Below are 23,840 nucleotides of genomic sequence, written 5' to 3'. Positions count from 1 at the left end.
CCACCGAGCGGGTCCGCGCGTCGGACAGAATGACCGTCATGAGAATCGAGGACCGTTCCTGGGTGGAGAACGCTCTGCGCATCGTCGAGGCCGACGCGAACCGCAGCGCGGACACTCATCTGCATCCCTTCCCACTGCCGGCCGAGTGGGGCATCGATCTCTACCTCAAGGACGAGTCGGTCCACCCCACCGGATCGCTCAAGCATCGGCTCGCACGGTCGCTCTTCCTCTTCGGCCTGGCCAACGGGGACATCGGGCCCCGCACCACGCTCGTCGAGGCGTCGTCCGGGTCGACCGCCGTGTCGGAGGCGTACTTCGCCCGGCTCATCGGCCTCGAGTTCGTCGCGGTCATGCCGGCCACCACCAGCCCGACGAAGATCGCGCTGATCGAGCGCTACGGCGGCATCTGTCGCCTCGTCGAGCACTCGGGTGCCGTGTACGACGTCGCGGAGGAACTGGGTGCGCAGAAGGACTGGCTGTATCTCGACCAGTTCACCAATGCGTCGGTGGTCACCGACTGGCGTGGCAACAACAGCATCGCCGCCTCCATCTTCGATCAGATGGCCCTCGAACGGTTCCCCGTCCCCACCTGGGTGGTGGTCGGCGCCGGCACCGGTGGCACCAGCGCGACCATCGGCCGGTACTGCCGCTACCGGCGCGTGCCCACCCGGGTGTGCGTCGTCGACCCCGAGGGATCCGCGTTCTTCGAGGCGTGGCGCGACGACACCCGCGACGCCGTCGGCACCGGATCGCGCATCGAGGGAATCGGTCGGCCCCGCGTCGAGCCGTCGTTCGTCCCCGCCGTCATCGAGCACATGGTGCGGATCCCCGACGCCGCCTCGGTGGCGGCCGTCCGCATGCTCGACCAGGTGACGGGCCTGCACGCCGGTGGATCGACCGGGACCAACCTCGTCGGCGCGTTCCGGTTGGCAGCGGACATGAAGGCTCGCGGAGAGCAGGGGAGCATCGTCACGCTGCTGTGCGACGGCGGAGAGCGCTACGAGGGCACCTACTACGACGACGCCTGGGTGAGAAGCCACGGCATGAACCTCGACGCACACCGCGCCTGCATCGACCACTTCCTCGCGACAGGCGTCTGGTCGGAGTCCGTGTGCTGACCCTCTACTCGGAGCTGCCCGCCCGCCGGACCCGCCAGGTGGTCGCCGACGTGGTGGTCGCGGTGTGGACCGTGGTCTGGATCCGGGTGGGCCTGGCGCTGCACGACGCGGTGATGGCGTTGGCGGCGCCCGGACGCGAGATCGCCGACGCCGGAAGCGGACTGGAGAACAACCTCCGGTCCGCGGGCGAACGGGTGTCCTCCGTCCCACTCATCGGTGACGACGTCCGCACACCGTTCGACCGGGCCGGGGACGCCGGCGCCGCACTGCGCGGCGCAGGTGAGGCGCAGGTCGCGGCGGTCGAGGCGCTGGCGTCGTTCCTCGGTGTCACCGTCGCCCTGCTCCCCATCGTCGCGCTGCTGCTCCTGTGGCTCCCGCGGCGGATCCGCTTCGCCCGGCAGGCCACCGCCGCGGCGGCGCTTCTCCGGTCCGGCGCCGACCTCGACCTCTTCGCGCTGCGTGCTCTCGCACGGCGACCGCTGACGGAACTGACGCACATCCATCCCGATCCTGCCGGCGCCTGGCGCGCGGGCGACCCCGACGTGGTCCGCTCGCTCGCGGCGCTCGAACTGGCGGCGGTGGGGATGCGCGCACCCGGTCCCGACCTTTCGACGTCCGACGGCGCCACGGCCGTTTACGCTGAGTCCATGGCCGAGAAGACGACGACGAACGACTCCACCGACGAGCCCAAGGGCGGCCGACCCGGACCCGCCGATCAGGGCGGCGCCGGCGGTATGGCGACGCGGGAGAACGCACCCGACGTCGCGGAGTCGGAAGCATCGAACGACGCCGACTAGGACTGCGCCCATGTCGACACGCCGACTCGTCGTCGCAGTGGCGGCTGCCGCCGCCGCGATCACTCTGTCCGCCGCTCCCGCGGCCGCCGCGCCGGCACCCGGTGCGTATGTCGCACTGGGTGATTCGTTCTCCGCCGGCAGCGGAATCGCACCGCAGACACCGTCCGGGATCTGCGGCCGGTCCGCGGTGAACTACCCCACGCTCGTCGCTCGCGAACTCGGCATCGACACGGTGCGCGACGTGACGTGCGGCGCCGCGGAGAGCGAGAACCTCGCGGGACCGCAGACCGGGCTCGGCGGCGGAGTCGCCGCACCGCAGTTCGACGCGCTCGGTCCGGACACCACGCTCGTCACCCTGGGAATCGGCGGCAACGACATCCAGTTGGTTCAGCTCGCGGCGGGCTGTATCAGCGTGCTCCCGGCTCCTCTGACGCCGTCGTGCTCCGATCGTCCGGACACCTACAGCGACCGTATCGACGCGTTCGCCGCGACGTACGACACGATCCTCGACGAGATCGCCCGCCGGGCGCCGGCCGCGCAGGTGGTGATGGTCGGGTATCCCACCGGCATCCGGCCCGGCGGCTGCCTCGACTCGCAGCCCGTGCGGCCCGCGGACGCGACCTACCTACAGGCCCGCATCGATCAGCTCAACTCGGTGATGAGTCGCGCCGCCGCCGCGCACGACGCCACGTTCGTCGACCTCGCGCCGACCACCCGTGACCACGACGTGTGCGCCGCCGACAGCTGGATGGTCGGCGCGGTGCCGACGTCTCCGGACGCGGTGGTGCCGCTGCACCCCACGGCGGCGAGTCACCAGAACACCGCGCGCGAGATCGTGGCTGCACTGCGCTGACGCACGGTGCACGACCGACTGCCTCGCTCGACCGCCGCCGTTGGTCATCGTGCTCACTCGGTCGACCGTCTCTTGCGCACTGTGCGGTGTGGTGATTGTGTGACCTGACACACAGCGTTCACGAGTGCACTCACGAGGAGCATCCGCCATGTCCACGGTCAAGACATTCCTGCTGCCGGACCTCGGCGAGGGGCTCGCCGACGCCGAGCTGCTCACCTGGTCGGTCGACGTCGGCGACACCATCACGCTCAACCAGACCATCGCCGAGGTCGAGACCGCGAAGGCGTCCGTCGAACTGCCGTCTCCCTATGCCGGCGTGGTCGTGGCGCGGCACGCCGAGGAGGGCACCACCATCGACGTGGGCGCACCGTTCCTCGACATCGAGGTGGCGGGTCCGGCGACGACCGGTCCGGCCTCGCCCGAGACCGCCGACGAGGCGGCAGCCGACGCGCGTCCCGAGCCGTCGGTCGAGAAGGCGGAGTCCGAGACGGTCGAGGCCGCGCCGACGCGGACGCCCGTCCTCGTCGGCTACGGCGTCGCGGAGGAGACATCGAGTCGTCGGCCCCTGGCCGCGCCGCCGGTACGCAAGGAAGCGCGTGAGCGCGGTATCGACCTCGCGACCGTGGCCCCGACGGGACCGCACGGCAACGTGACCCGCGACGACCTGGCCGTCTCCTCCGCGCCGCACGCGGACGAGGAGCGCACGCCGATCAAGGGCGTCCGCAAGCACACCGCCGAGGCCATGGTGCGCAGCGCGTTCACCGCGCCGCACGTCACCGAGTTCGTCACCGTCGACGTCACACCGATGATGGAGTTGCTCGACGAGCTGAAGGCGAGCCCACTGCTGGCCGGTGTCCGCGTGACGCCGCTCGCTCTCGTCGCGAAGGCCCTGCTCATCGCCGTCCGGGAGCACCCGAGCCTCAACTCGTCATGGGACGAGGCGGCGAACGAGATCGTCACCAAGAAGTACGTGAACCTCGGTATCGCCGCGGCGACACCGCGCGGGCTGATGGTTCCCAACATCAAGAACGCGCAGACCCTCGGATTCCGCGACCTGTGCTCGTCACTGTCCGCGCTCACCGCCGTCGCCAAGGAGGGGAAGACCGGTCCGGCGGAGCTCGCCGACGGGACCATCACGATCACCAACATCGGCGTGTTCGGCATCGATTCGGGCACCCCGATCCTCACGCCCGGCGAGGCCGCCATCCTGTGCTTCGGGGCCGTCCGGCGTCAGCCGTGGGAGTACCGCGGGGAGATCGCGCTGCGACACGTCACGACCCTCAGTCTGTCGTTCGACCACCGGCTCGTCGACGGCGAACAGGGCTCCAAGTTCCTGTCCACCGTCGCGACCCTGCTCTCGGATCCGGTGGGGTTCGCGGCCCTGGGATAGTGGTGCGGTGACCAGCATCCATCACGCCACCGTTCGAGACGTCGATCCCGTTGCGCTGTACCGCGTCTTGCAGTTGCGCACCGAGGTGTTCATTCACGAGCAGGGCATCGTCGGCGAGCAGGAGATCGACGGGCGCGATCTCGAACCCACGACCACCTTGTTCTGGTCGGAGGAGCCGAACGGCGACGTGCTCGCGACACTGCGGGTGTTGCAGGACGAGGTGCCGGCCCACATCGGCCGCGTCGCCACGGCGTCGGCGGCACGCGGACGTGGGCTGGCCGCCGACCTGGTGCGGGCGGCGATCGAGTTCGCGGGCACCGACGTCGCGATCTCCGCCCAGGCCTACCTGGAGGAGTGGTACGTGCGCCTCGGCTTCGTGCGCACCGGGCCGAACTATCTGGAGGCAGGAATAGACCACCTGCCGATGCTGCTGACCCGTACCTGACACCAGGAGGACACATGCAGATCGATCTGAGCGGCCGGACAGCCCTCGTCACGGGTTCCACGCAGGGCATCGGCTACGCCATCGCCGTCGGCCTCGCCCGAGCGGGAGCGACCGTGCTGATCAACGGCCGGTCCGACGCGTCCGTCGGTGCGGCACTCGACCATCTCACCGCGGAGGTACCCGACGCGACGGTCGTCGCGGCCCCGGCGGACGTCAGCACGGAGGACGGCACACGCGCCCTGGTGCAGGCACACCCCGATGTCGACGTCCTGGTGAACAATCTCGGAATCTTCGGCGCCACACCGGCTCTGGAGATCGACGACGACGAGTGGCGCCGCTATTTCGAGGTCAACGTCCTCGCCGCCGTGCGTCTGATCCGCGCCTACCTTCCGGGTATGAAGGACCGGGGCTGGGGACGGGTCCTGTCGATCGCCAGCGACTCGGCCGTCGTGATTCCGGCCGAGATGATCCATTACGGCATGTCCAAGACCGCGCTGCTCGCGGTGTCGCGCGGCTTCGCGAAGGAGGCGGCCGGCTCGGGCGTGACCGTCAACTCCGTCATCGCCGGACCGACACACACGGGAGGTGTCGAGACCTTCGTCCGCGATCTGGTGGGCGACGAGTTGCCATGGGCCGAGGCGCAGCACGAGTTCATGGTGAAGTACCGCCCGCAGAGCCTGATCCAGCGACTCATCGAGCCCGAGGAGATCGCCAACATGGTGGTCTACCTCAGTTCACCTCTCGCGTCGGCCACCACGGGCGGCGCACTGCGAGTCGACGGCGGCTACGTGGACTCGATCCTGCCCTGACCGTCGGGCCACTCCGCGAGGTCCGCGGCGATGCGTGCAGTGCTCTCGAGGAACTCCCGCAGCAGGGCATCGCCGTCCTCGGCCTCACGCACCGCCGAGTAGGGGAGCACGAACTCGCCGAGATCGCGATCGAAGTACGCCTGCGCCGGCTCGACGACCGCGGTGTCGAACCCGTCGGGTTGCGGGTAGGCGTACGAGTAGAAGATGCCCTCCGACGCCCCGCCGGGCCAGTACCCGGCGCTCGACACCTCCTCGTTGTAGGCCTCGTGCATCACCCAGTCGGGGCAGTTGGGCACCCCGCCCGGATGCTGCGCCGCGGGGCGACCCGAGAACCGGGTCACAGCCAGGTCGAAGGCCCCCCAGAAGAAGTGGGACGGACTGGACTTCCCGCGGAACCCGCCGCGGAACGCGGAGAACACCCGATGAGCCGACACCAGCGAGCGCCAGTATCGCGTCATCGCTTCGGCGTCGTAGCTGGAATGCACGGTGTCCTCGGCGAACGGAATCGACGGGTCGACCTCGACGGGGGAGCCCATGATCGAGACGTGGACCCCGAGCGCCTCGAGGTGGGCGAAGAACTCGTCGTGGAAGTCCGCGACCGTGCGCGGCCGCAACTCCATCTCGCGTGCGTCGCCCCACGTGGTCTCGATGGTCAGCCGGTGTCGGAGGAAGTCGAAGCGGATCTCGACTCCGCCGCCGCGGTACGGCATGAGCGAGGTGGTGAGTCCGGACGCATCGACGTAGGACGTCACGCCCCACCAGTGGTTGAGCGGTGGCGCCAGAGCCATGCGCACCTTGCCGACTATCTGCGTCCACATGTGCACGGTGTCGCGGGTGTCCTGCCACGAGTCCACGACGAGTTCCGGCCAGGCATCGTTCGTTTCGGTCACTGCATCCCTTTCACGGAGATATCGGCGCACACGTAGGACGATGGTCCCATGACGACACTCGCCCCTCTCGGTCTTCACCACGTCACCGCCATCGCGTCGGACCCCGGCCGGAACGTGGAGTTCTACACGCGCGTGCTCGGCCTGCGGTTGGTGAAGCAGACCGTCAACTTCGACGACCCCGGCACCTACCACCTGTATTACGGGGACGAGCACGGTAGCCCGTCGTCGCTCATCACCTTCTTCCCGTGGAAGGACGTCGAGCGCGGACGACAGGGAACCGGACTCGCGACCTCGACAGCGTTCAGCGTTCCGGGCTCGTCGCTGTCCTTCTGGCACGACCGGCTCCGGGAGCTGAACGTGCGCGTCGAGGCGCCGGTGACCCGCGGCGACGACGAGGTCCTGCGCCTGTACGACCACGACGGCATGGTCCTCGACCTGATCGCCTCCGACGGGGACACCCGCTCCGGCTGGGACGGCGTGGCATCGGTGCCCACCGAACACGCGGTGCGCGGACTGCACTCGGTCACCCTCACCGAGACGACACTCGACGCGACAGCCGAGCTGCTCACCGACCGGATGAGCATGACCGTCGCCGCGGACGGTGCCGCGAGCGCGCGGTTCGCCATGGCCGCGGGCGGCGCGGGCGCGCTGGTCGACGTCGTCACCGACCGCAGCGACCGTGGTCTGCAGGCAGGCGGCACCGTTCACCACGTCGCCTTCCGTGCGCCCGACCACGAGACGCTCACCGCCTGGCGCACCGAGCTGGTCGACAGCGGCGCGCACGTCACCGAGATCCTGGACCGGCAGTACTTCCAGTCGATCTACTTCCGGGAGCCGGGCGGCGTGCTGTTCGAGATCGCGACCGAGGCGCCGGGATTCGACGTCGACGAGCCACTGCTCGAACTCGGGCGCTCGTTGAAGCTGCCGCCGTGGCTCGAGCCGACGCGGGAGCAGATCGAGCAGAATCTCCCGGCACTCCCGGTGGGTGACGCGTCGTGACGTGGACACAGGTGACCGACGGCGAGACGCTGACGGCGATGTTCGGCACGCCGAGCTTCCGCGCCGCCCACAAGGATCGCCCCCGGCTGCATCCGCTCGACCGCGACTTCCTCGCGGCCTCGCCGTTCTGCCTGGTGGCCACCGCCGACGAGACCGGACGGTGCGACGTCGGGCCGAAGGGAGACCCGCCCGGCTCGTTGGTGCACGTCCTCGACGACGCCACCATCGCGCTGGCGGAACGGCCCGGCAACAAGCGGATGGACGGGTACCGCAACGTGCTGAGCAACCCGTTCGTGGGTCTCGACTTCCTGGTTCCCGGACGCGGGGACACGCTGCGCATCAACGGCCGCGCGCGGTTGATCTCCGACGCGCCGTTCTTCGACGACCTCGTGGTCAAGGGACACCGCCCGATCCTCGCGCTCGTCGTCGACATCGAGCAGGTCTTCCATCACTGCGCCAAGGCGTTCCTGCGGTCACGGCTGTGGGAGCCGGACACCTGGAATCCGTCGGTGCTGCCGACGGTCGCAGAGATCTCCAAGACGCTGATCCCCGACTCGCCGGAATCGCTCGAGGAACTGCGGGCGTACTACGGGCCGGCATACGAGGAGTCGCTGTACCGGTCGTAGATGCGCTCCGCGCCTGTGCGCCTTTTGCGCATCCAGGCATACGCAAAAGGCGCACGGGCGCGAAGCGCACTGGGTAACGTCCCACCCGTGGCGGACGCAACGTTGTCGGTGCTGATCTACAGCAGCCACGCGTCCACGCGGGCGCTCGTCCACCAGGCGCTGGGCCGTCGCCCGCACCCCGGCCTGCCCGAGATCGAGTATCTCGACGTGGCGACGGCGCCCGTCGTGATCGAGCACCTGGATCGCGGCGGTGTCGATCTCGTGATCCTCGACGGTGAGAGCGCTCCCGTCGGCGGGATGGGCCTCGCGAAGCAACTGCGCGACGAGATCGACCCGTGTCCACCACTTCTCGTGCTCACCGGCCGCCCCGACGACGCGTGGTTGGCCACCTGGTCGCGTGCCGACGCGTCGGTGTCGCACCCCATCGACCCACTCGAACTCGGCCGCGCCGTGGTGGGACTGCTCCGCGACCCTGCCTGAGGTCCCGCCGGATCTCCGATCCGCGACGCCGGGGGATCACCGATTCGCGACGATTGTGAGCCCGAGTCACCAAACCGGACCCATCGCGACGAAAAAGTCCTACTGTGTGGCACAGATCACCTCGAGGCGTAAGGCGGTTCCGGTCGGAACCCACGACACGGGCAGGAGTTCGAGTGGCATGAACGCATATGTGCCGGTCCTCGTCCTCGGCGCGATCGCGGTCGCCTTCGCGCTGTTCTCGGTCCTCGTGGCATCGGAAGTGGGACCGAAGCGATACAACCGCGCCAAGCTCGACGCGTACGAATGTGGCGTCGAGCCCACCCCGCAGCACATCGGCGGCGGTCGCTTTCCGGTCAAGTTCTACCTCACCGCAATGCTTTTCATCATCTTCGACATCGAGATCGTGTTCCTGTACCCGTGGGCTGTGCACTTCGAGGCACTGGGTGTGTTCGGTCTCGCCGCGATGGCCCTGTTCATCGTCAACGTTTCCGTCGCCTACGCATACGAGTGGCGTCGTGGAGGTCTCAGCTGGGACTGATCCACTCGCCGTGGAAGAAGTGATCGCATGGGATTGGAAGAGAAGCTGCCGAGCGGCTTCCTGCTGACCACTGTCGAAGGCCTCGCCGGCTTCGCCCGCAAGGGGTCTCTGTGGCCCGCGACCTTCGGACTGGCGTGCTGTGCGATCGAGATGATGTCGACGACGTCCGGCCGGTTCGATCTCGCCCGGTTCGGTATGGAAGCCTTCCGCGCCTCCCCCCGCCAGGCCGATCTCATGATCGTCGCGGGACGGGTGAGCCAGAAGATGGCACCGGTGCTCCGGCAGGTGTACGACCAGATGGCCGAGCCGAAATGGGTTCTGGCGATGGGTGTCTGCGCATCCTCGGGAGGAATGTTCAACAACTACGCCATCGTGCAGGGCGTCGACCACGTGGTACCGGTCGACATCTATCTGCCCGGTTGTCCGCCGCGGCCCGAGATGCTGATCAACGCCATCCTGCAGTTGCACGCGTCGATCCAGGCGATGCCGCTGGGCGTCGACCGCGAGAGGGCCATCGCCGAGACCGAGAAGGCCGCGCTGAGTTCTCCGTCCGTCATCGACGCGAAGACGCTGCTGCGATGAGAGCGCGGGGCATGTTCGGAGTGCGCGGTTCGGGCGACACGTCGGGTTACGGCCGACTGGCGCCGCCGAAACCCCGACACGACAACGCGAGTCGACCGTTCGGTGGGGACCACGACGTCGTGGCGGACGCACTGGAGTCGGCGCTCGCGGCTCGGGACGAACGTTGGGACGACGCCGTCGAGCGTGCCGTGCTCCACCGCGGTGAGCTGACTCTGCACATCGCGCGTACGCACCTGCCCGCTGTCGCGTCCGCGCTACGCGACGATCAGGCACTCCGCTTCGAATTGTGTCTCGGCGTCAGTGGCGTCCACCAGCCCGGCGAGACCGGACGCGAGCTGCACGCCGTCTACCATCTGCAGTCCATCACGCACGGTCGTCGGTTGCGTCTCGAAGTGTCTGTGCCGGAGTCCGACCCGCACGTTCCGTCGCTGTGCGGCATCTACCCCACCACCGACTGGCACGAGCGCGAGACGTACGACTTCTTCGGCATCGAGTTCGACGGGCACCCGTCCCTGACACGCATCGAGATGCCCGACGACTGGGTGGGGCACCCGCAACGCAAGGACTACCCGCTGGGCGGCATCCCGGTGGAGTTCAAGGGCGCGCGGATCGCGCCCCCCGATCAGCGCAGGTCGTACAACTGATGACACTCGAGAAGGATCACACCACGCCGACCGTCTACACCGCGTCGGGCCAGGACTGGGACGAGATCGTCGACCTGGCCGGCACCGCCGGTGAGGAGCGCATCGTCGTCAACATGGGACCGCAGCACCCCTCCACGCACGGGGTCCTCCGCCTCATCCTCGAGATCGAGGGGGAGACCGTCACCGAGGCGCGGTGCGGAATCGGCTACCTGCACACCGGTATCGAGAAGAACCTCGAGTACCGGAACTGGACGCAGGGCGTCACCTACGTGACGCGGATGGACTACCTGTCGCCCTTCTTCAACGAGACGGCGTACTGCCTCGGCGTGGAGAAGCTGCTCGGCATCACCGACGACGTGCCGGAACGCGCGACCGTGATCCGGGTGTTGCTGATGGAACTCAACCGCATCTCCTCGCACCTGGTCGCTCTGGCCACCGGCGGCATGGAGCTCGGCGCGGTCACCGCCATGCTCTTCGGATTCCGGGAACGTGAACTGATCCTCGACATCTTCGAGACGATCACGGGCCTGCGGATGAATCACGCGTTCGTCCGGCCGGGCGGGCTGGCGATGGACCTGCCCGACGACGCCGTGCCGAAGATCCGGGACCTGCTGCACCTGTTGCCGATCCGCCTGCGCGACATGAGCGCGATGCTGGACGACAACCCCATCTGGAAGGGTCGGACCCGCGGCATCGGGTACCTCGATCTCACCGGGTGCATGGCACTCGGGATCACCGGTCCGGTGCTGCGTGCCACGGGCTTGCCCCACGATCTCCGTCGCACGGAGCCCTACTGCGGCTACGAGACCTACGAGTTCGACGTGATCACCGAACAGGAGAGTGACTGCTACGCGCGGTATCTCATCCGTGTCGACGAGATGAGCGAGTCGCTGAAGATCGTCGAACAGTGCCTCGACCGACTGGCGCCGGGGCCCGTGATGGTGTCGGACAAGAAGATCGCGTGGCCTGCGGACCTGGTCTCGGGCCCCGACGGACTGGGCAACTCCCGCGAGCACGTGCAGAAGATCATGGACGGATCGATGGAATCGCTGATCCACCATTTCAAGCTCGTCACCGAGGGCATCCGCGTGCCCGAGGGACAGGTCTACGTCGCGGTGGAGTCACCCCGCGGCGAGCTGGGTGTGCACATGGTCTCCGACGGTGGATCCCGGCCCTACCGTGTGCACTTCCGGGACCCGTCGTTCACCAATCTGCAGGCCGTCGCGGCGATGTGCGAGGGCGGCATGGTGTCCGACGTGATCGCGTCCGTGGCGAGCATCGATCCCGTGATGGGTGGGGTGGACCGATGAGCGCACGGGAACCGGTGGCGATACCCTTCGGACCCCGTCCGGAGGAACGCGTCCAACTCGTGCGACCAGGCGCCCGGCGGACCTACCCCGAGGACGTGCTGGCTCGCCTCGAGGCGGACGCCGCCACCATCGTGGCCCGCTACCCGCGCGCCCGGTCCGCGATCATCCCGATCCTTCATCTGCTCCAGGCCGAGGACGGGTACCTCACCCCCGCCGCGATCGACTTCTGTTCGCACACACTCGACCTCACGGGTGCCGAGGTCGCGGCGGTGGCGACGTTCTACTCGATGTACCGCCGCGAGCCGACAGGCGACTACCTCGTCGGCGTGTGCACCAACACTCTCTGCGCCGTGATGGGCGGGGACGCCATTCACGAGGCCCTCGTCGACCACCTCGACGGCGTCACGGACGGCACCGTGACGCTCGAACACATCGAGTGCAACGCCGCCTGCGACTACGCACCGGTGGTGATGGTGAACTGGGAGTTCTTCGACAACCAGACTCCCGAGTCGGCGCGCACGCTGGTCGACGAACTCCGCGCCGGGCGCCCGGTCACCCCGACGCGCGGTGCGACCCTGTGCACCTTCCGCGAGACCTCGCGCATCCTGGCGGGCTTCCCTGACACCCGGCCCGGCGCGCTCGACGCACCGACCGCCGGCGAGGCGACGCTGGCAGGCCTGCGTGTCGCGCGGGAGAAGGACATGCGCGCCCCCGATCACGCGGAACCCGACGCGGCGGCGGCAGCCGAGCCGCCGACGGACTCCACCCCGGACAAGCCCGCGCCCGCCCCGTCGGCCGATGTGCCCCGCCCGGACGGCACTGCAGCGAAGGAGGCCCGGCCGTGACACTCACCCCGGTTCTGAGCCGCTACTGGGACGAGCCCGAGTCCTGGACTCTGGACACCTACCGCCGCCACGGCGGGTACGACGGTCTCGCCGCAGCCCTGGCGATGACACCCGACGAGGTGATCGGCACGGTCAAGGACTCCGGCCTGCGTGGTCGCGGCGGCGCCGGCTTCCCCACCGGCACGAAGTGGAGCTTCATCCCCCAGGACGGCCCGACACCCGCGGACCAGACCGTGCCGCACTACCTGGTGGTGAACGCCGACGAGTCGGAGCCGGGCACGTGCAAGGACATGCCGCTGCTGATGGCCACACCCCACGCGCTGGTCGAGGGCATCGTGATCGCGGCGTACGCCATCCGCTCGTCGCACGCGTTCGTCTACCTCCGCGGTGAGGTGGTGCCGGTGCTGCGGCGGCTGCAGGCCGCGGTCGCCGAGGCCTACGCCGCGGGGTATCTGGGCACGGACATCCAGGGCTCCGGGTTCGATCTGGACCTCGTCGTCCATGCGGGGGCGGGCGCCTACATCTGCGGCGAGGAGACCGCACTGCTCGACTCCCTCGAGGGGCGCCGCGGCCAGCCCCGGCTGCGGCCACCGTTCCCCGCCGTGGCGGGCCTCTACGCGAGCCCCACCGTCGTCAACAACGTCGAGTCCATCGCGAGTGTGCCGACGGTCCTGGCGCGCGGGACGCAATGGTTCCGCTCGATGGGCAGTGAGAAGTCACCCGGCTTCACGCTGTACTCGCTCTCCGGCCACGTCACCCGCCCCGGACAGTACGAGGCGCCGCTCGGCATCACGTTGCGCGAGTTGCTCGAGCACGCGGGCGGTGTCCGCGCCGGGCACACGCTGAAGTTCTGGACACCCGGCGGATCCTCCACCCCGATCTTCACGGCCGAGCACCTCGACGTCCCGCTCGACTACGAGGGCGTGAGTGCCGCGGGATCGATGCTCGGCACGAAAGCACTCCAGATCTTCGACGAGACGACGTGCGTGGTCCGCGCGGTCCGTCGCTGGAGCGAGTTCTACGCGCACGAATCGTGCGGGAAGTGCACCCCGTGCCGCGAGGGCACCTACTGGCTGGTGCAGATACTCGCGCGCCTCGAGAACGGCACCGGATCGGAGGGTGACCTGCAGAAGCTGCTCGACGTCGCCGACAGCATCCTGGGAAAGTCGTTCTGCGCGTTGGGAGACGGGGCGGCCAGCCCCATCGTCTCGTCGATCGCCCACTTCCGGGACGAGTACGTGGCGCACGTGGAGCAGGGTGGATGCCCCTTCGATCCGCACCTCTCCACCCTGATGGCAGGACAACTGACATGACCGCGGTGCAGAACGACGGCGCGCGCGCCGAGACGACGGTGGACATCACCCTCGACGGCGTCCCGATGTCGGTCCCGAAAGGCACCCTGGTCATCCGGGCGGCCGAGATGCTCGGTGTGCAGATCCCGCGGTTCTGCGACCACCCGCTGCTCGACCCGGTCGGCGCGTGCCGGCAGTGCCTGGTCGACGTCGAGGGCCAACGCAAGCCCTTGGCGTCGTGCACCACCACGGTGTCCGACGGCATGGTGATCCGGACGCAGCACAGCTCGGAGATCGCCGAGAAGGCGCAGCGCGGAGTGATGGAACTGCTCCTGATCAACCATCCGCTCGACTGCCCGGTGTGCGACAAGGGTGGCGAGTGCCCGCTGCAGAACCAGGCCATGTCCACCGGCCGCACCGAGTCGCGCTTCACGGAGACCAAACGCACGTATCCCAAGCCGATCCCCCTGTCGACCGAGGTCCTGCTCGACCGGGAGCGGTGCGTCCTCTGCGCCCGGTGCACGCGCTTCTCCGAGCAGATCGCCGGTGACCCGTTCATCGATCTGCTCGAACGCGGTGCGCTGCAACAGGTCGGCATCTACGGCGCCGAGCCGTTCGAGTCGTACTTCTCCGGCAACACCGTGCAGATCTGCCCGGTGGGTGCACTCACCAACACCGCCTACCGATTCCGCGCGCGGCCCTTCGACCTGGTGTCGACTCCCAGCGTCTGCGAGCACTGCTCCAGTGGGTGCGCCCAGCGCACGGACCATCGCCGCGGAAAGGTGTTGCGTCGGTTGGCCGGCGACGATCCCGAGGTCAACGAGGAATGGAGCTGCGACAAGGGCCGCTGGGCGTTCGCGTACGGCACGCTGCCCGATCGCCTCGACACCCCGCTGGTCCGACGCGGAACCACCCTCGAGCCCGCGTCGTGGTCGGAGGCCCTGGCGGTGGCCGCTCGGGGCCTGGCGGAGGCTCGCGGACACGCCGGGGTGCTCACCGGTGGCCGTCTCACCGTCGAGGACGCGTATGCCTACAGCAAGTTCGCGCGGATCGCGCTGGGTACCAACGACATCGACTTCCGGGCCCGCCAGACCTCCGAGGAGGAGACCGACTTCCTGTCCGCTCGGGTGGCCGGCCGCGGGATCGACGTCACGTACGCGGCACTCGAGGACGCACCGATCGTCGTCCTCGTGTCCGTCGAACCGGAGGAGGAGAGCCCCATCGTCTTCCTCCGCCTGCGGAAGGCAGTGCGCGGGGGACACACTCGCGTACTGACACTGGCGCCCTTCACGTCGCCCGGCAGCACGAAGCTGAGAGCCGACGTGCGTCCCACGGTGCCGGGGACGGAGGCCGCGGGGCTGGCGGACCCGGACGTGCTCGACCAGCTGCGCGTGCCGGGCGCGGTGATCCTCGTCGGCGAGCGCGCGGCGTCGAGCCCCGGCACCCTCGCCGCGGTCGCGCGCACCGCCGACACCACCGGCGCCCGCGTCGCGTGGATCCCCCGCCGTGCCGGTGACCGCGGCGCCCTCGACTCGGGTGCGTTCCCCACCCTTCTGCACGGAGGTCGCCGGGTGGACGACCCCGCGGCTCGGCACGCGGTGGCCGCGGCGTGGGGTGTCGACGATCTGCCGGCGACACCGGGCCGGGACACGGTCGGCATCCTCGGCGCCGACCTCCGCGCGCTCGTCGTGGCCGGTGTCGAGCTCGACGACCTCCCCGATCCCGACGCGGCCCGCGCCGCGCTCGACCGAGCCCCCTTCGTCGTCGCACTGGATCTGCGCAGCAGCGAGGTGACCGACCGGGCCGACGTCGTGTTCCCGGTCGCCGCCGTCGCGCAGAAAGCCGGATCGTTCACCACCTGGGAAGGCCGCCGGCGCACGTTCGGAGCAGCACTCCCGACGCCGTCCATGATGGCCGACCTGCGGGTCCTCGACGCGATCGCCACCGAGATGGGTCACCGCCTCGGACTGCCGGACGCCGACGCGGCACGCCGCGAACTCGACGCGGCCGGGTCGGCACCCGGATCCCCCGACGTTCCGGACCGCGGCAGCGCGGCACCGACCGCCCTCGGCGCAGGAACCGCCGTACTGGCCGGCTGGCGGATGCTGCTCGACGCCGGGCGGATGCAGGACGGGGAGACCGATCTCGCCGGCACGGCGCGGACCCCCGTCGCCCGGCTGTCGCCCGCGACCGCGGCCGACACCGGGGTGTCCGACGGTGAGCCACTGACCGTCTCCACCGACTCGGGGTCGATCACGCTGCCGCTCCGCGTCACCGCCATGCCGGACCACGTGGTGTGGCTGCCGTGGAACTCGGCACCGTCCCGCGTCAGTGCGACCCTCCACGTCGCACCCGGTGCCGCCGTGCGTCTCTCGGCAGGAGCCCCGTCATGACCGACCTCTCCGTCTTCGGGATCGACCCACTGTGGCTGGTCGTCGCCAAGGCGCTCGCCGTCTTCGGCTTCCTAGTGCTGACACCGCTCATCGCGATCTACGCCGAGCGCAAGGTCATGGCCTGGATGCAGATGCGCATCGGCCCCAACAGGGTCGGGCCGTGGGGCATCCTGCAGAGCCTCGCCGACGGTGTGAAGCTCGCCATGAAGGAGGGGATCGTCCCGAGGGGCGTGGACCGTCCGATCTACCTGCTGGCACCGATCATCTCGGTCGTCCCCGCCTTCATGGCCTTCGCCGTGATCCCGTTCGGCCCTACCGTGTCGGTGTTCGGGCACATCACGCCGCTCCAGCTGACCGACATGCCCGTCGCGGTGCTCTACATCCTGGCCGTGACCTCGATCGGTGTGTACGGCATCGTCCTGGCCGGGTGGTCGTCCGGTTCCACGTATCCGCTTCTGGGAGCACTGCGCTCGACCGCGCAGGTGATCTCGTACGAGGTGGCCATGGGCCTGAGCTTCGCGGCCGTGTTCCTCTACGCGGGCACCATGTCGACGTCCGGCATCGTCGCCTCGCAGGAGCGCCTGTGGTTCGTCGTGATGCTGCTGCCGTCGTTCCTCGTCTACATCACCTCGATGGTGGGCGAGACCAACCGTGCGCCGTTCGATCTCCCCGAGGCGGAGGGCGAACTGGTCGGCGGATTCCACACCGAGTACTCCTCGCTCCGGTTCGCCATGTTCATGCTCGCGGAGTACGTGAACATGGTCACCGTCTCGGCGCTCGCGACCACGCTTTTTCTCGGCGGCTGGCGCGCCCCCTTCCCGATCAGCCTGTGGGACGGCGCCAATCAGGGCTGGTGGCCCGTTCTTTGGTTCACGATCAAGGTGTGGGGCTTCCTGTTCGTCTTCGTCTGGCTCCGCAGCACCCTGCCACGCCTGCGCTACGACCAGTTCATGAACTTCGGGTGGAAGGTGCTCATTCCCGCTGCGCTGCTGTGGATCATGGTCATCGCGGCCGTGCGCGTCCTCCTCCTCGACTCCCCGCACGTCCGGCCGGTCACCGTGGTGGTGTCACTGGTCTACACCGCCGCCCTGATCGCCGTGCTCGCCCGGACGCTACGGCGTGGGCGCCTGGAACGGACCCACTCCGGTGCGACGGCGGACCAGCAGGGGGTCGATGCCGCGGCGGGCGGGTTCCCCGTGCCTCCGATGCCGGACCGCTCACCCGGTCCGGCACGCCCTCGACCCATCACCAAGGAGACGACCGATGCCTGAATTCCTGGGACCTGTCGCGGGTTTCGGCGTCACCTTCGCCACCATGTTCAAGAAGCCGGAGACCGAGTCGTATCCGGAGGAGAAGGTACCGACGGCGACGCGGTACCACGGCCGTCACCAGCTGAATCGCTACGCGGACGGCCTGGAGAAGTGCATCGGCTGCGAACTGTGCGCGTGGGCGTGCCCCGCCGACGCCATCTACGTCGAGGGCGCCGACAACACGGAGACCGAGCGGTACTCGCCCGGCGAACGGTACGGGCGCGTCTACCAGATCAACTACCTGCGGTGCATCGGGTGCGGTCTGTGCATCGAGGCGTGCCCCACCCGCGCCCTGACCATGACCAACGAGTACGAGATGGCCGACGACAACCGCGCCGATCTGATCTACGAGAAGACCGATCTGTTGGCCTCGCTCGCCGAGGGGATGGACGCGCCCCCGCACGCCATGGCCGACGGCGCCACCGACGAGGACTACTACCGCGGGGCCGTCATCGCCCGGCGGGAGGCGGACCGATGATCGTCTCGACCGCCGAGGCCATCGCCTTCTGGATCCTCGCCCCGCTCGCTCTCATCGGCGCGCTGGGCGTCGTGGCGTCGGCGAAAGCCGTGTACTCGGCTCTGTTCCTGGCATCGACGATGGTGGTGCTCGCGATCTTCTACATCGTCCAGGGTGCCGTCTTCCTCGGTGTCGTCCAGATCGTGGTCTACACCGGCGCCGTGATGATGCTCTTCCTCTTCGTACTCATGCTCGTGGGGGTGGACTCGTCGGACTCGCTCGTCGAATCGCTACGGGGGCACCGCATCGCGGCCATCGTCGTGGGTCTCGGATTCGGTGTCCTGCTGATCGGGGGGCTCGGCAATGCCGCGCTGAGCGACTTCCGCGGCTTCACCGCGCAGTCGCCGGCGAACGTCGAGGGGCTCGCCGAGCTGGTGTTCGTGCGCTACGTGTGGGCCTTCGAGCTCACCGGAGCGCTGCTCATCACTGCCACGATCGGTGCCATGGTGCTGACCCACCGGGACGCCGTCGGCCGGACCAGAACCCAGAAGGAGCTGTCGCAGGACAGGTTCCGGTTCGGAGACCGCGTGACACCGCTGCCGAGCCCAGGTGTCTACGCACGCCACAACGGTGTGGACCGGCCCGCTCGTCTCCCCGACGGCAGCGACGCCGAGTCGTCGGTCAGTCGGCAGTTCCGCGACGGGCCGAGCCGATGAACCCGGAGTACTACCTGTACCTGTCCGCGGCCCTGTTCACCATCGGCGCCGCCGGTGTCCTCCTGCGCCGCAACGCCATCGTCGTATTCATGTGCATCGAGCTGATGCTCAACGCCGCGAACCTGGCCTTCGTGACGTTCTCGCGGATGCACGGCGGCCTGGACGGACAGGTCTTCGCGTTCTTCACGATGGTCGTCGCCGCCGCCGAGGTGGTGGTGGGTCTGGCCGTCATCATGGCGATCTTCCGCTCTCGTCGATCCGTCTCGGTCGACGACGACAGTCTGTTGAAGTACTGACATGGCGACGACTCTGGTTCTGCTGCCGCTCATTCCCCTCGCCGGAGCCGTCGTGCTGCTGCTGGGTGGACGCCGGAGCGATGCGTGGGGCCACCTCCTCGCGTGCGCGGCGATGCTCGCGTCGTTCGCGCTGGCCGTCGTCGCCTTCGTCGACATGGCCGGGCGGGCAGCGGAGGACCGCGCGCTCTCGCAGACGGTCTTCACCTACGTTCCGGTCGAGTCGCTGCAGATCGAGTTCGGTCTCCGCCTCGACCAGCTGTCGGTGTGCTTCGTCCTGCTCATCACCGGCGTCGGAACCCTCATCCACGTGTACTCGATCGGGTACATGCGGGACGATCCCGCGCGCCGCCGATTCTTCGCGTACCTCAATCTGTTCGTGGCCGCGATGCTGCTGCTGGTCATGGCGGACAACTTCCTCGGCCTGTACGTCGGATGGGAGGGCGTGGGCCTCGCGTCGTACCTGTTGATCGGGTTCTGGTCCACCCGTCCGTCGGCGGCCTCGGCCGCACGCAAGGCGTTCGTCGTCAATCGTGTCGGCGACATCGGACTGGCCGTCGCGCTGATGATCATGATCTCGTCCGTCGGATCCGTCTCGTACGACGACGTGTTCGCCGGAGTCGACGGCATGGGCGATGGCACCGCGACCGCCCTCTGCCTCGTCCTCCTGCTCGCCGCGTGCGGCAAGTCGGCGCAGGTGCCGCTGCAATCGTGGCTGGGCGACGCGATGGAGGGCCCGACGCCCGTCTCGGCGCTCATCCACGCCGCGACGATGGTCACCGCCGGTGTGTACCTCATCGTCCGGTCCGGGCCCGTCTTCGAGGCGTCCCCGGCCGCCCAGAACGTCGTCGTGCTGGTCGGCGCCGTGACGCTGCTCTTCGGGGCCGTCATCGGCTGCGCGAAGGACGACATCAAGAAGGCTCTGGCCGCGTCGACGATGAGCCAGATCGGGTACATGGTGCTCGCGGCCGGTCTCGGCCCCGCCGGGTACGCGGTCGCGATCCTGCACCTGCTCACGCACGGATTCTTCAAGGCCGGCCTGTTCCTCGGCGCCGGGTCCGTGATGCACGCGACGAACGACGAGACGGACATGCGGCGGTACGGCGGACTGCGCACCGTCCTGCCGATCACCTACGTGACGTTCGGGCTGGCCTATCTCGCCATCATCGGTGTCCCACCGTTCTCGGGGTTCTTCTCGAAGGACGGCATCATCGAGGCCGCGATCGACGCCGGCGGTGCGAAGGGTGCGGCACTCGGCGCGGCCACCCTGGTCGGCGCGGGACTCACCGCCTTCTACATGACGCGGGTCATGATCCTCACGTTCTTCGGCGAGCGGCGGTGGCGCAGCGGAGTCCACCCGCACGAGGCACCCGCGAGCATGACCGGCCCGATGATCGTGCTGGCCGTCGGATCCGTCGGTGCCGGTGCGCTTCTCGCGATCGGCACCCGATTGGAGGTATGGCTCGCCCCGGTCGTCGGAGAACACGACCCCGCACACCTCGTACCCGCGTGGGCCGTCACCCTCGCGGTGCTCGTGACCGTCGCCTCGGGGGTGGGCGTGGCCGTGCGCATGTACGGCCGATCGGCGGTCCCGGTGACCGCACCCACGGGGTCGGTCCTCACCGCGGCCGCTCGCCGAGATCTGTACGGGGACGCGGTGAACGAGGCCGTCTTCATGCGGCCGGGTCAGCGGGCGACCGCCGCGGTGGTCACCGCCGACCGCGTCGGCGTCGAGGGAGTGGTGAGTGCCGTCGCCACCGCGGTCCGGGAGTCCTCCACACGACTGCGCCGGTGGCAGAACGGGTTCGTCCGGTCGTACGCCCTCTCGATGTTCGCCGGGGCCGTCCTGGTGGTCGTCGCCCTGACCGTGGCACTGGGAGTGACGCGATGACCGACCTTCCCGTGCTGAGCGCGCTCTGGCTCGTCCCGCTGATCGGAGCGCTGGTAGTGATCGCCGTGCCGCCCACCCGGTCTCCGGCCGCCCGCGCGGTGGGGCTCACGACATCGTGCGTCGTGCTGATCCTCGCCGTGCTGTGTGCGATCGGATTCGAGGCGGGCGCGCCGGGATACCAGTTCGTGGAGGAGCACGAGTGGATCCCGAGCTTCGGTGCGGGCTACACACTCGGGATCGACGGCATCGCACTGACTCTCGTACTGCTGACCGCGGTCCTGGTACCGATCCTCCTGCTGGCCGGGTGGAACGACACCCCGCCCGCGTCGCGCTCACGCCGCACCCACACCTACGTCGCGTTGATCCTCGTCGTCGAGTCGATGGTCATGGTCTCGTTCGTCTCCCTCGACATCCTGCTCTTCTACCTCTTCTTCGAGGCCATGCTCGTGCCGATGTACTTCCTCATCGGCGGCTTCGGCCGTGACGCCGGACGAGCGCGTTCCGCCGCGGTGACCTTCCTGCTCTACAACCTCGCGGGCGGGCTCGTCATGCTGGCGGCCGTCATCGGCCTGTACGTCGTCACCGCCTCGGATGCGAGTCCCTTCTCGGCGGGCACGTTCGACCTGCGCGCCATCGCGGACGCCGCGGCGGCCGGCGAACTCGGCGCCTCGCCCGGCGTGCTGAACGCGCTGTTCCTGGGATTCCTCGTGGCCTTCGCCGTGAAGGCGCCGCTGTGGCCGCTGCACACCTGGTTGCCCGGCGCGGCGACCGAGAGCACCCCGGCGACCGCGGTACTGATGATGGCCGTCGTCGACAAGGTGGGCACCTTCGGGATGCTGCGGTACTGCCTGCAGCTGTTCCCGGAGTCGTCGGCGACCTTCGCGCCGGCGGTGATCACGCTCGCCGTCGTCGGGATCGTCTACGGCGCGGTGCTGGCGATCGGCGCGACCGACATCATGCGCCTCATCGCGTACACCTCCATCTCGCACTTCGGGTTCATCATCCTCGGCATCTTCGCCATGACGAGCCAGTCGCAGGCGGGGTCCGCGCTGTACATGGTGAACCACGGGATCGCCACGGCCGCACTGTTCCTCGTCGCAGGGTTCCTCGTCACCCGGCGCGGGAGCGCGGTCATCGCCGACCACGGGGGTGTGCAGAAGGTGGCGCCCGTGCTCGCCGGCACGTTCCTCGTCGCCGGACTGGCCACTCTGTCGCTTCCCGGACTCGCCCCGTTCGTCAGCGAATTTCTGGTCCTCGTGGGAACGTTCCCGCGCTACGGCGTCGCGGCGGTGATCGCGGCGTCGGCGCTGGTGCTCTCGGCGATCTACGTGCTGTGGCTGTATCAACGGGTGATGACCGGGCCCGTCGCCGCCGGCTCGGAACGGATCCGCGATCTCGTGCCGCGCGAGATCGCCGTCGTCGCGCCACTTCTCGTGCTCGTCATCGCGCTGGGCGTGTACCCGAGACCCGCGCTGGACATCCTCACGCCGGCCGTCGAACGCACATCGGTCGAGCAACTCGAGACAGGAGTGGCCGCGCCATGACCATCGACACCCCGTCCCTCGAGTACAGCCTGCTGTCGCCCATGATCATCGTGCTGGCGGCCGCGGTGATCGGCGTCCTGGTCGAGGCGTTCGTTCCCGCCGATCGGCGCCGCGTCACCCATCTCGTGCTCGCCCTCGGCGCACTCGCGGCAGCGTTCGCCGCCGTCGTCGCGCTGGCCGGAACCAGCACCGTCGCCGCGGTGGGGTCGGTGGCCGTGGACGGGCCCACACTGTTCCTGCAGGGGGTCATCGTCGCGGTGTCCGCGGCGTCGGTCGTACTGATGGCGCATCGCTCGTCCGACCATCCCGAAGTGGCTGCGGTCGATGCCTTCACGCCCGCGGCGTCCACGGTGCCGGGCACGGTCGCCGAGGCCCGTGCCGTCACTGCCCGGGTCACCCGTACCGAGATCTACCCGCTCACCCTGTTCGCCGTCGGCGGCATGATGGTGTTGCCGGCCTCGAACGATCTGCTGAGCATGTTCGTCGCGCTGGAGGTGCTCTCGCTCCCGCTGTACCTGCTGTGCGGTCTCGCGCGTCGTCGGCGTCTGCTGTCCCAGGAGGCGTCGCTCAAGTACTTCCTCCTCGGAGCGTTCTCGTCGGCCTTCTTCCTGTTCGGCACGGCGCTGCTCTACGGCTACGCAGGCAGCGTCCGACTCGACGACATCGCCGACGTGGCCGACGGGGACCAGGTTCTCGGCGTGCTGGGGGTCGGTCTCGTGGCCGTCGGCCTGCTGTTCAAAGTCGGTGCGGTGCCGTTCCATTCGTGGATCCCCGACGTGTACCAGGGCGCACCCACGCCCGTGACCGCGTTCATGGCCTCGGCCACGAAGGTGGCGGCCTTCGGAGCGCTGCTGCGCATTCTCGTCGTGGGCGTGCCCGATCTCCAGGACGCGTGGCGGCCGATGCTGTGGGCCGTCGCCATCGTCACCATGCTCGTGGGAGCCGTGATCGCGGTGACGCAGACCGACGTCACGCGGATGCTGGCGTACTCGTCGATCGCCCACGCGGGCTTCATCCTCACGGGTGTCTCCGCGGGAGCGGCGGGCGTGTCCGCCACGCTGTTCTATCTCGCGGCCTACGCCTTCAGCACACTCGGCGCCTTCGCCGTGGTGTCCCTCGTGCGGGATCAGGGCGGCGAGGTCACCGAACTGTCCCGGTGGGCGGGCCTCGGACGATCGTCGCCCCTGACCGCAGCGGCCTTCGCGCTGTTCCTGCTCGCCTTCGCCGGCATCCCGTTGACGAGCGGCTTCACGAGCAAGTTCGCCGTCTTCCAGGCCGCACTCGAGGACGGCGGTGCCGTGCTGGTGATCGTCGGCGTCGTCAGCAGTGCCATCGCCGCGTCGTTCTACATCCGCGTCATCGTGGTGCTGTTCTTCACCGAACCGGAGGGACCCTCGGCGACGATCACCCACGGAACGGGCGCGACCGTGGCCGTCGCCGTCTCGGCCGTCGCCACCGTGGTGCTCGGGGTCTTCCCGCAACCGCTGCTCGACCTGGCCGAGCGGGCTGCAGCCGCGATGGTCTGACCCCCTTCCCCCCGCCCGCTCCCGGCGAGTACGTCCGAAGCGTCGTGAATCGGCGTGGAATCGCGACAGTGTGGACGTACTCGCGGGGGGGG

Annotated in this window: 24 protein-coding genes; 23 read left to right on the top strand and 1 reads right to left on the bottom strand. The window is 69.1% G+C overall.

Annotation, left to right across the window (positions count from 1 at the left end; translation table 11 throughout):
- Positions 1–29 precede the first annotated feature (29 nt).
- From HQ312_RS04000 to HQ312_RS03975, 6 genes are all read left to right on the top strand, one after another.
- Positions 30–1,118: a PLP-dependent cysteine synthase family protein gene (locus tag HQ312_RS04000; protein ID WP_222637887.1), complete on the top strand. Its 1,089-nt coding sequence runs from the start codon at positions 30–32 to the stop codon at positions 1,116–1,118.
- The gene (locus tag HQ312_RS03995) at positions 1,112–1,915 is read left to right on the top strand and encodes a hypothetical protein (RefSeq protein WP_222638121.1); all 804 of its coding nucleotides are present in this window, start codon (positions 1,112–1,114) and stop codon (positions 1,913–1,915) included. The genes HQ312_RS04000 and HQ312_RS03995 overlap by 7 nt, the downstream gene beginning before the upstream one ends.
- A gap of 10 nt (positions 1,916–1,925) precedes the next feature.
- Complete coding sequence (locus HQ312_RS03990; RefSeq protein ID WP_222632346.1) at positions 1,926–2,768, top strand: SGNH/GDSL hydrolase family protein; 843 nt, start codon at positions 1,926–1,928, stop codon at positions 2,766–2,768.
- Between the two features lie 148 nt (positions 2,769–2,916).
- Positions 2,917–4,158 (top strand): dihydrolipoamide acetyltransferase family protein, encoded by a 1,242-nt coding sequence (locus HQ312_RS03985; protein ID WP_222637886.1) that lies wholly within the window; start codon positions 2,917–2,919, stop codon positions 4,156–4,158.
- A 7-nt stretch (positions 4,159–4,165) separates the two neighbouring features.
- Complete coding sequence (locus tag HQ312_RS03980; protein ID WP_027506044.1) at positions 4,166–4,603, top strand: GNAT family N-acetyltransferase; 438 nt, start codon at positions 4,166–4,168, stop codon at positions 4,601–4,603.
- A gap of 14 nt (positions 4,604–4,617) precedes the next feature.
- Positions 4,618–5,412 carry an SDR family NAD(P)-dependent oxidoreductase gene (locus HQ312_RS03975; protein ID WP_222637885.1) on the top strand — a complete coding sequence of 265 codons (795 nt, stop codon included), beginning with the start codon at positions 4,618–4,620 and terminating at the stop codon, positions 5,410–5,412.
- On the opposite strand, the gene HQ312_RS03970 is transcribed toward HQ312_RS03975, so the two are convergent.
- On the bottom strand, positions 5,388–6,302 hold the full coding sequence (locus HQ312_RS03970) for a DUF5996 family protein (protein ID WP_222637884.1): 915 nt from the start codon (positions 6,300–6,302) through the stop codon (positions 5,388–5,390). The genes HQ312_RS03975 and HQ312_RS03970 overlap by 25 nt on opposite strands.
- 48 nt (positions 6,303–6,350) lie before the next feature.
- On the opposite strand from HQ312_RS03970, the gene HQ312_RS03965 reads away from it, so the two are divergent.
- The 17 genes from HQ312_RS03965 to nuoN all read left to right on the top strand — a co-directional run bounded on the left by HQ312_RS03965 (position 6,351) and on the right by nuoN (position 23,748).
- Entirely contained in the window at positions 6,351–7,301 is a 951-nt protein-coding gene (locus HQ312_RS03965; protein WP_222637883.1) for a ring-cleaving dioxygenase, read from the top strand.
- A complete protein-coding gene (locus tag HQ312_RS03960) occupies positions 7,298–7,927 on the top strand; it encodes an MSMEG_1061 family FMN-dependent PPOX-type flavoprotein (RefSeq protein WP_308123786.1) in 630 nt (209 codons plus the stop codon). Before HQ312_RS03965 ends, HQ312_RS03960 begins: the two co-directional genes overlap by 4 nt.
- A gap of 87 nt (positions 7,928–8,014) precedes the next feature.
- The gene (locus HQ312_RS03955; RefSeq protein WP_222637882.1) at positions 8,015–8,407 is read left to right on the top strand and encodes a hypothetical protein; all 393 of its coding nucleotides are present in this window, start codon (positions 8,015–8,017) and stop codon (positions 8,405–8,407) included.
- Between the two features lie 178 nt (positions 8,408–8,585).
- Complete coding sequence (locus HQ312_RS03950) at positions 8,586–8,945, top strand: NADH-quinone oxidoreductase subunit A (protein ID WP_027506038.1); 360 nt, start codon at positions 8,586–8,588, stop codon at positions 8,943–8,945.
- 27 nt (positions 8,946–8,972) lie between these two features.
- Positions 8,973–9,527, top strand: a complete 555-nt coding sequence (locus HQ312_RS03945) for an NADH-quinone oxidoreductase subunit B family protein (protein WP_027506037.1) — start codon at positions 8,973–8,975, stop codon at positions 9,525–9,527.
- Positions 9,524–10,171: an NADH-quinone oxidoreductase subunit C gene (locus tag HQ312_RS03940; protein ID WP_222637881.1), complete on the top strand. Its 648-nt coding sequence runs from the start codon at positions 9,524–9,526 to the stop codon at positions 10,169–10,171. Before HQ312_RS03945 ends, HQ312_RS03940 begins: the two co-directional genes overlap by 4 nt.
- A complete protein-coding gene (nuoD, locus tag HQ312_RS03935; RefSeq protein WP_222637880.1) occupies positions 10,171–11,481 on the top strand; it encodes an NADH dehydrogenase (quinone) subunit D in 1,311 nt (436 codons plus the stop codon). Before HQ312_RS03940 ends, nuoD begins: the two co-directional genes overlap by 1 nt.
- Positions 11,478–12,326, top strand: coding sequence for an NADH-quinone oxidoreductase subunit NuoE (gene nuoE, locus HQ312_RS03930; RefSeq protein ID WP_082544271.1), 849 nt, complete (start codon positions 11,478–11,480; stop codon positions 12,324–12,326). Before nuoD ends, nuoE begins: the two co-directional genes overlap by 4 nt.
- On the top strand, positions 12,323–13,639 hold the full coding sequence (gene nuoF / locus HQ312_RS03925) for an NADH-quinone oxidoreductase subunit NuoF (RefSeq protein ID WP_222629538.1): 1,317 nt from the start codon (positions 12,323–12,325) through the stop codon (positions 13,637–13,639). Before nuoE ends, nuoF begins: the two co-directional genes overlap by 4 nt.
- On the top strand, positions 13,636–16,011 hold the full coding sequence (locus tag HQ312_RS03920; protein ID WP_222637879.1) for an NADH-quinone oxidoreductase subunit G: 2,376 nt from the start codon (positions 13,636–13,638) through the stop codon (positions 16,009–16,011). Before nuoF ends, HQ312_RS03920 begins: the two co-directional genes overlap by 4 nt.
- Entirely contained in the window at positions 16,008–17,282 is a 1,275-nt protein-coding gene (nuoH, locus tag HQ312_RS03915; protein WP_222637878.1) for an NADH-quinone oxidoreductase subunit NuoH, read from the top strand. The genes HQ312_RS03920 and nuoH overlap by 4 nt, the downstream gene beginning before the upstream one ends.
- A complete protein-coding gene (nuoI, locus tag HQ312_RS03910; protein WP_027506032.1) occupies positions 17,275–17,799 on the top strand; it encodes an NADH-quinone oxidoreductase subunit NuoI in 525 nt (174 codons plus the stop codon). Before nuoH ends, nuoI begins: the two co-directional genes overlap by 8 nt.
- Complete coding sequence (locus HQ312_RS03905) at positions 17,796–18,494, top strand: NADH-quinone oxidoreductase subunit J (RefSeq protein ID WP_222637877.1); 699 nt, start codon at positions 17,796–17,798, stop codon at positions 18,492–18,494. Before nuoI ends, HQ312_RS03905 begins: the two co-directional genes overlap by 4 nt.
- Entirely contained in the window at positions 18,491–18,790 is a 300-nt protein-coding gene (gene nuoK / locus HQ312_RS03900) for an NADH-quinone oxidoreductase subunit NuoK (RefSeq protein WP_056440973.1), read from the top strand. Before HQ312_RS03905 ends, nuoK begins: the two co-directional genes overlap by 4 nt.
- A 1-nt stretch (position 18,791) precedes the next feature.
- Positions 18,792–20,678, top strand: coding sequence for an NADH-quinone oxidoreductase subunit L (nuoL, locus tag HQ312_RS03895; protein ID WP_222637876.1), 1,887 nt, complete (start codon positions 18,792–18,794; stop codon positions 20,676–20,678).
- Positions 20,675–22,222 (top strand): NADH-quinone oxidoreductase subunit M, encoded by a 1,548-nt coding sequence (locus tag HQ312_RS03890; protein ID WP_222637875.1) that lies wholly within the window; start codon positions 20,675–20,677, stop codon positions 22,220–22,222. Before nuoL ends, HQ312_RS03890 begins: the two co-directional genes overlap by 4 nt.
- A complete protein-coding gene (gene nuoN / locus HQ312_RS03885; protein WP_222637874.1) occupies positions 22,219–23,748 on the top strand; it encodes an NADH-quinone oxidoreductase subunit NuoN in 1,530 nt (509 codons plus the stop codon). Before HQ312_RS03890 ends, nuoN begins: the two co-directional genes overlap by 4 nt.
- Positions 23,749–23,840 lie beyond the last annotated feature (92 nt).

The organism is Rhodococcus sp. BP-316 (assembly GCF_019836105.1).
Lineage (GTDB): Bacteria > Actinomycetota > Actinomycetes > Mycobacteriales > Mycobacteriaceae > Rhodococcoides.
The sequence above is the reverse complement of the archived record's forward strand: the minus strand, read 5'-3'. Positions and strand labels throughout refer to the sequence as shown.

What these genes read in the sequence shown, in the direction of transcription:
- HQ312_RS03905 (WP_222637877.1), top strand. Translation starts at nt 17,796, where the DNA reads ATGATCGTCTCGACCGCCGAGGCCATCGCCTTCTGGATCCTCGCCCCG.
- HQ312_RS04000 (WP_222637887.1), top strand. Translation starts at nt 30, where the DNA reads ATGACCGTCATGAGAATCGAGGACCGTTCCTGGGTGGAGAACGCTCTG.
- nuoD (WP_222637880.1), top strand. Translation starts at nt 10,171, where the DNA reads ATGACACTCGAGAAGGATCACACCACGCCGACCGTCTACACCGCGTCG.
- nuoN (WP_222637874.1), top strand. Translation starts at nt 22,219, where the DNA reads ATGACCATCGACACCCCGTCCCTCGAGTACAGCCTGCTGTCGCCCATG.
- HQ312_RS03990 (WP_222632346.1), top strand. Translation starts at nt 1,926, where the DNA reads ATGTCGACACGCCGACTCGTCGTCGCAGTGGCGGCTGCCGCCGCCGCG.
- nuoE (WP_082544271.1), top strand. Translation starts at nt 11,478, where the DNA reads ATGAGCGCACGGGAACCGGTGGCGATACCCTTCGGACCCCGTCCGGAG.
- HQ312_RS03945 (WP_027506037.1), top strand. Translation starts at nt 8,973, where the DNA reads ATGGGATTGGAAGAGAAGCTGCCGAGCGGCTTCCTGCTGACCACTGTC.
- nuoL (WP_222637876.1), top strand. Translation starts at nt 18,792, where the DNA reads ATGGCGACGACTCTGGTTCTGCTGCCGCTCATTCCCCTCGCCGGAGCC.
- HQ312_RS03920 (WP_222637879.1), top strand. Translation starts at nt 13,636, where the DNA reads ATGACCGCGGTGCAGAACGACGGCGCGCGCGCCGAGACGACGGTGGAC.
- nuoK (WP_056440973.1), top strand. Translation starts at nt 18,491, where the DNA reads ATGAACCCGGAGTACTACCTGTACCTGTCCGCGGCCCTGTTCACCATC.
- HQ312_RS03950 (WP_027506038.1), top strand. Translation starts at nt 8,586, where the DNA reads ATGAACGCATATGTGCCGGTCCTCGTCCTCGGCGCGATCGCGGTCGCC.
- nuoH (WP_222637878.1), top strand. Translation starts at nt 16,008, where the DNA reads ATGACCGACCTCTCCGTCTTCGGGATCGACCCACTGTGGCTGGTCGTC.
- HQ312_RS03965 (WP_222637883.1), top strand. Translation starts at nt 6,351, where the DNA reads ATGACGACACTCGCCCCTCTCGGTCTTCACCACGTCACCGCCATCGCG.
- HQ312_RS03940 (WP_222637881.1), top strand. Translation starts at nt 9,524, where the DNA reads ATGAGAGCGCGGGGCATGTTCGGAGTGCGCGGTTCGGGCGACACGTCG.
- HQ312_RS03975 (WP_222637885.1), top strand. Translation starts at nt 4,618, where the DNA reads ATGCAGATCGATCTGAGCGGCCGGACAGCCCTCGTCACGGGTTCCACG.
- nuoI (WP_027506032.1), top strand. Translation starts at nt 17,275, where the DNA reads ATGCCTGAATTCCTGGGACCTGTCGCGGGTTTCGGCGTCACCTTCGCC.
- HQ312_RS03890 (WP_222637875.1), top strand. Translation starts at nt 20,675, where the DNA reads ATGACCGACCTTCCCGTGCTGAGCGCGCTCTGGCTCGTCCCGCTGATC.
- HQ312_RS03985 (WP_222637886.1), top strand. Translation starts at nt 2,917, where the DNA reads ATGTCCACGGTCAAGACATTCCTGCTGCCGGACCTCGGCGAGGGGCTC.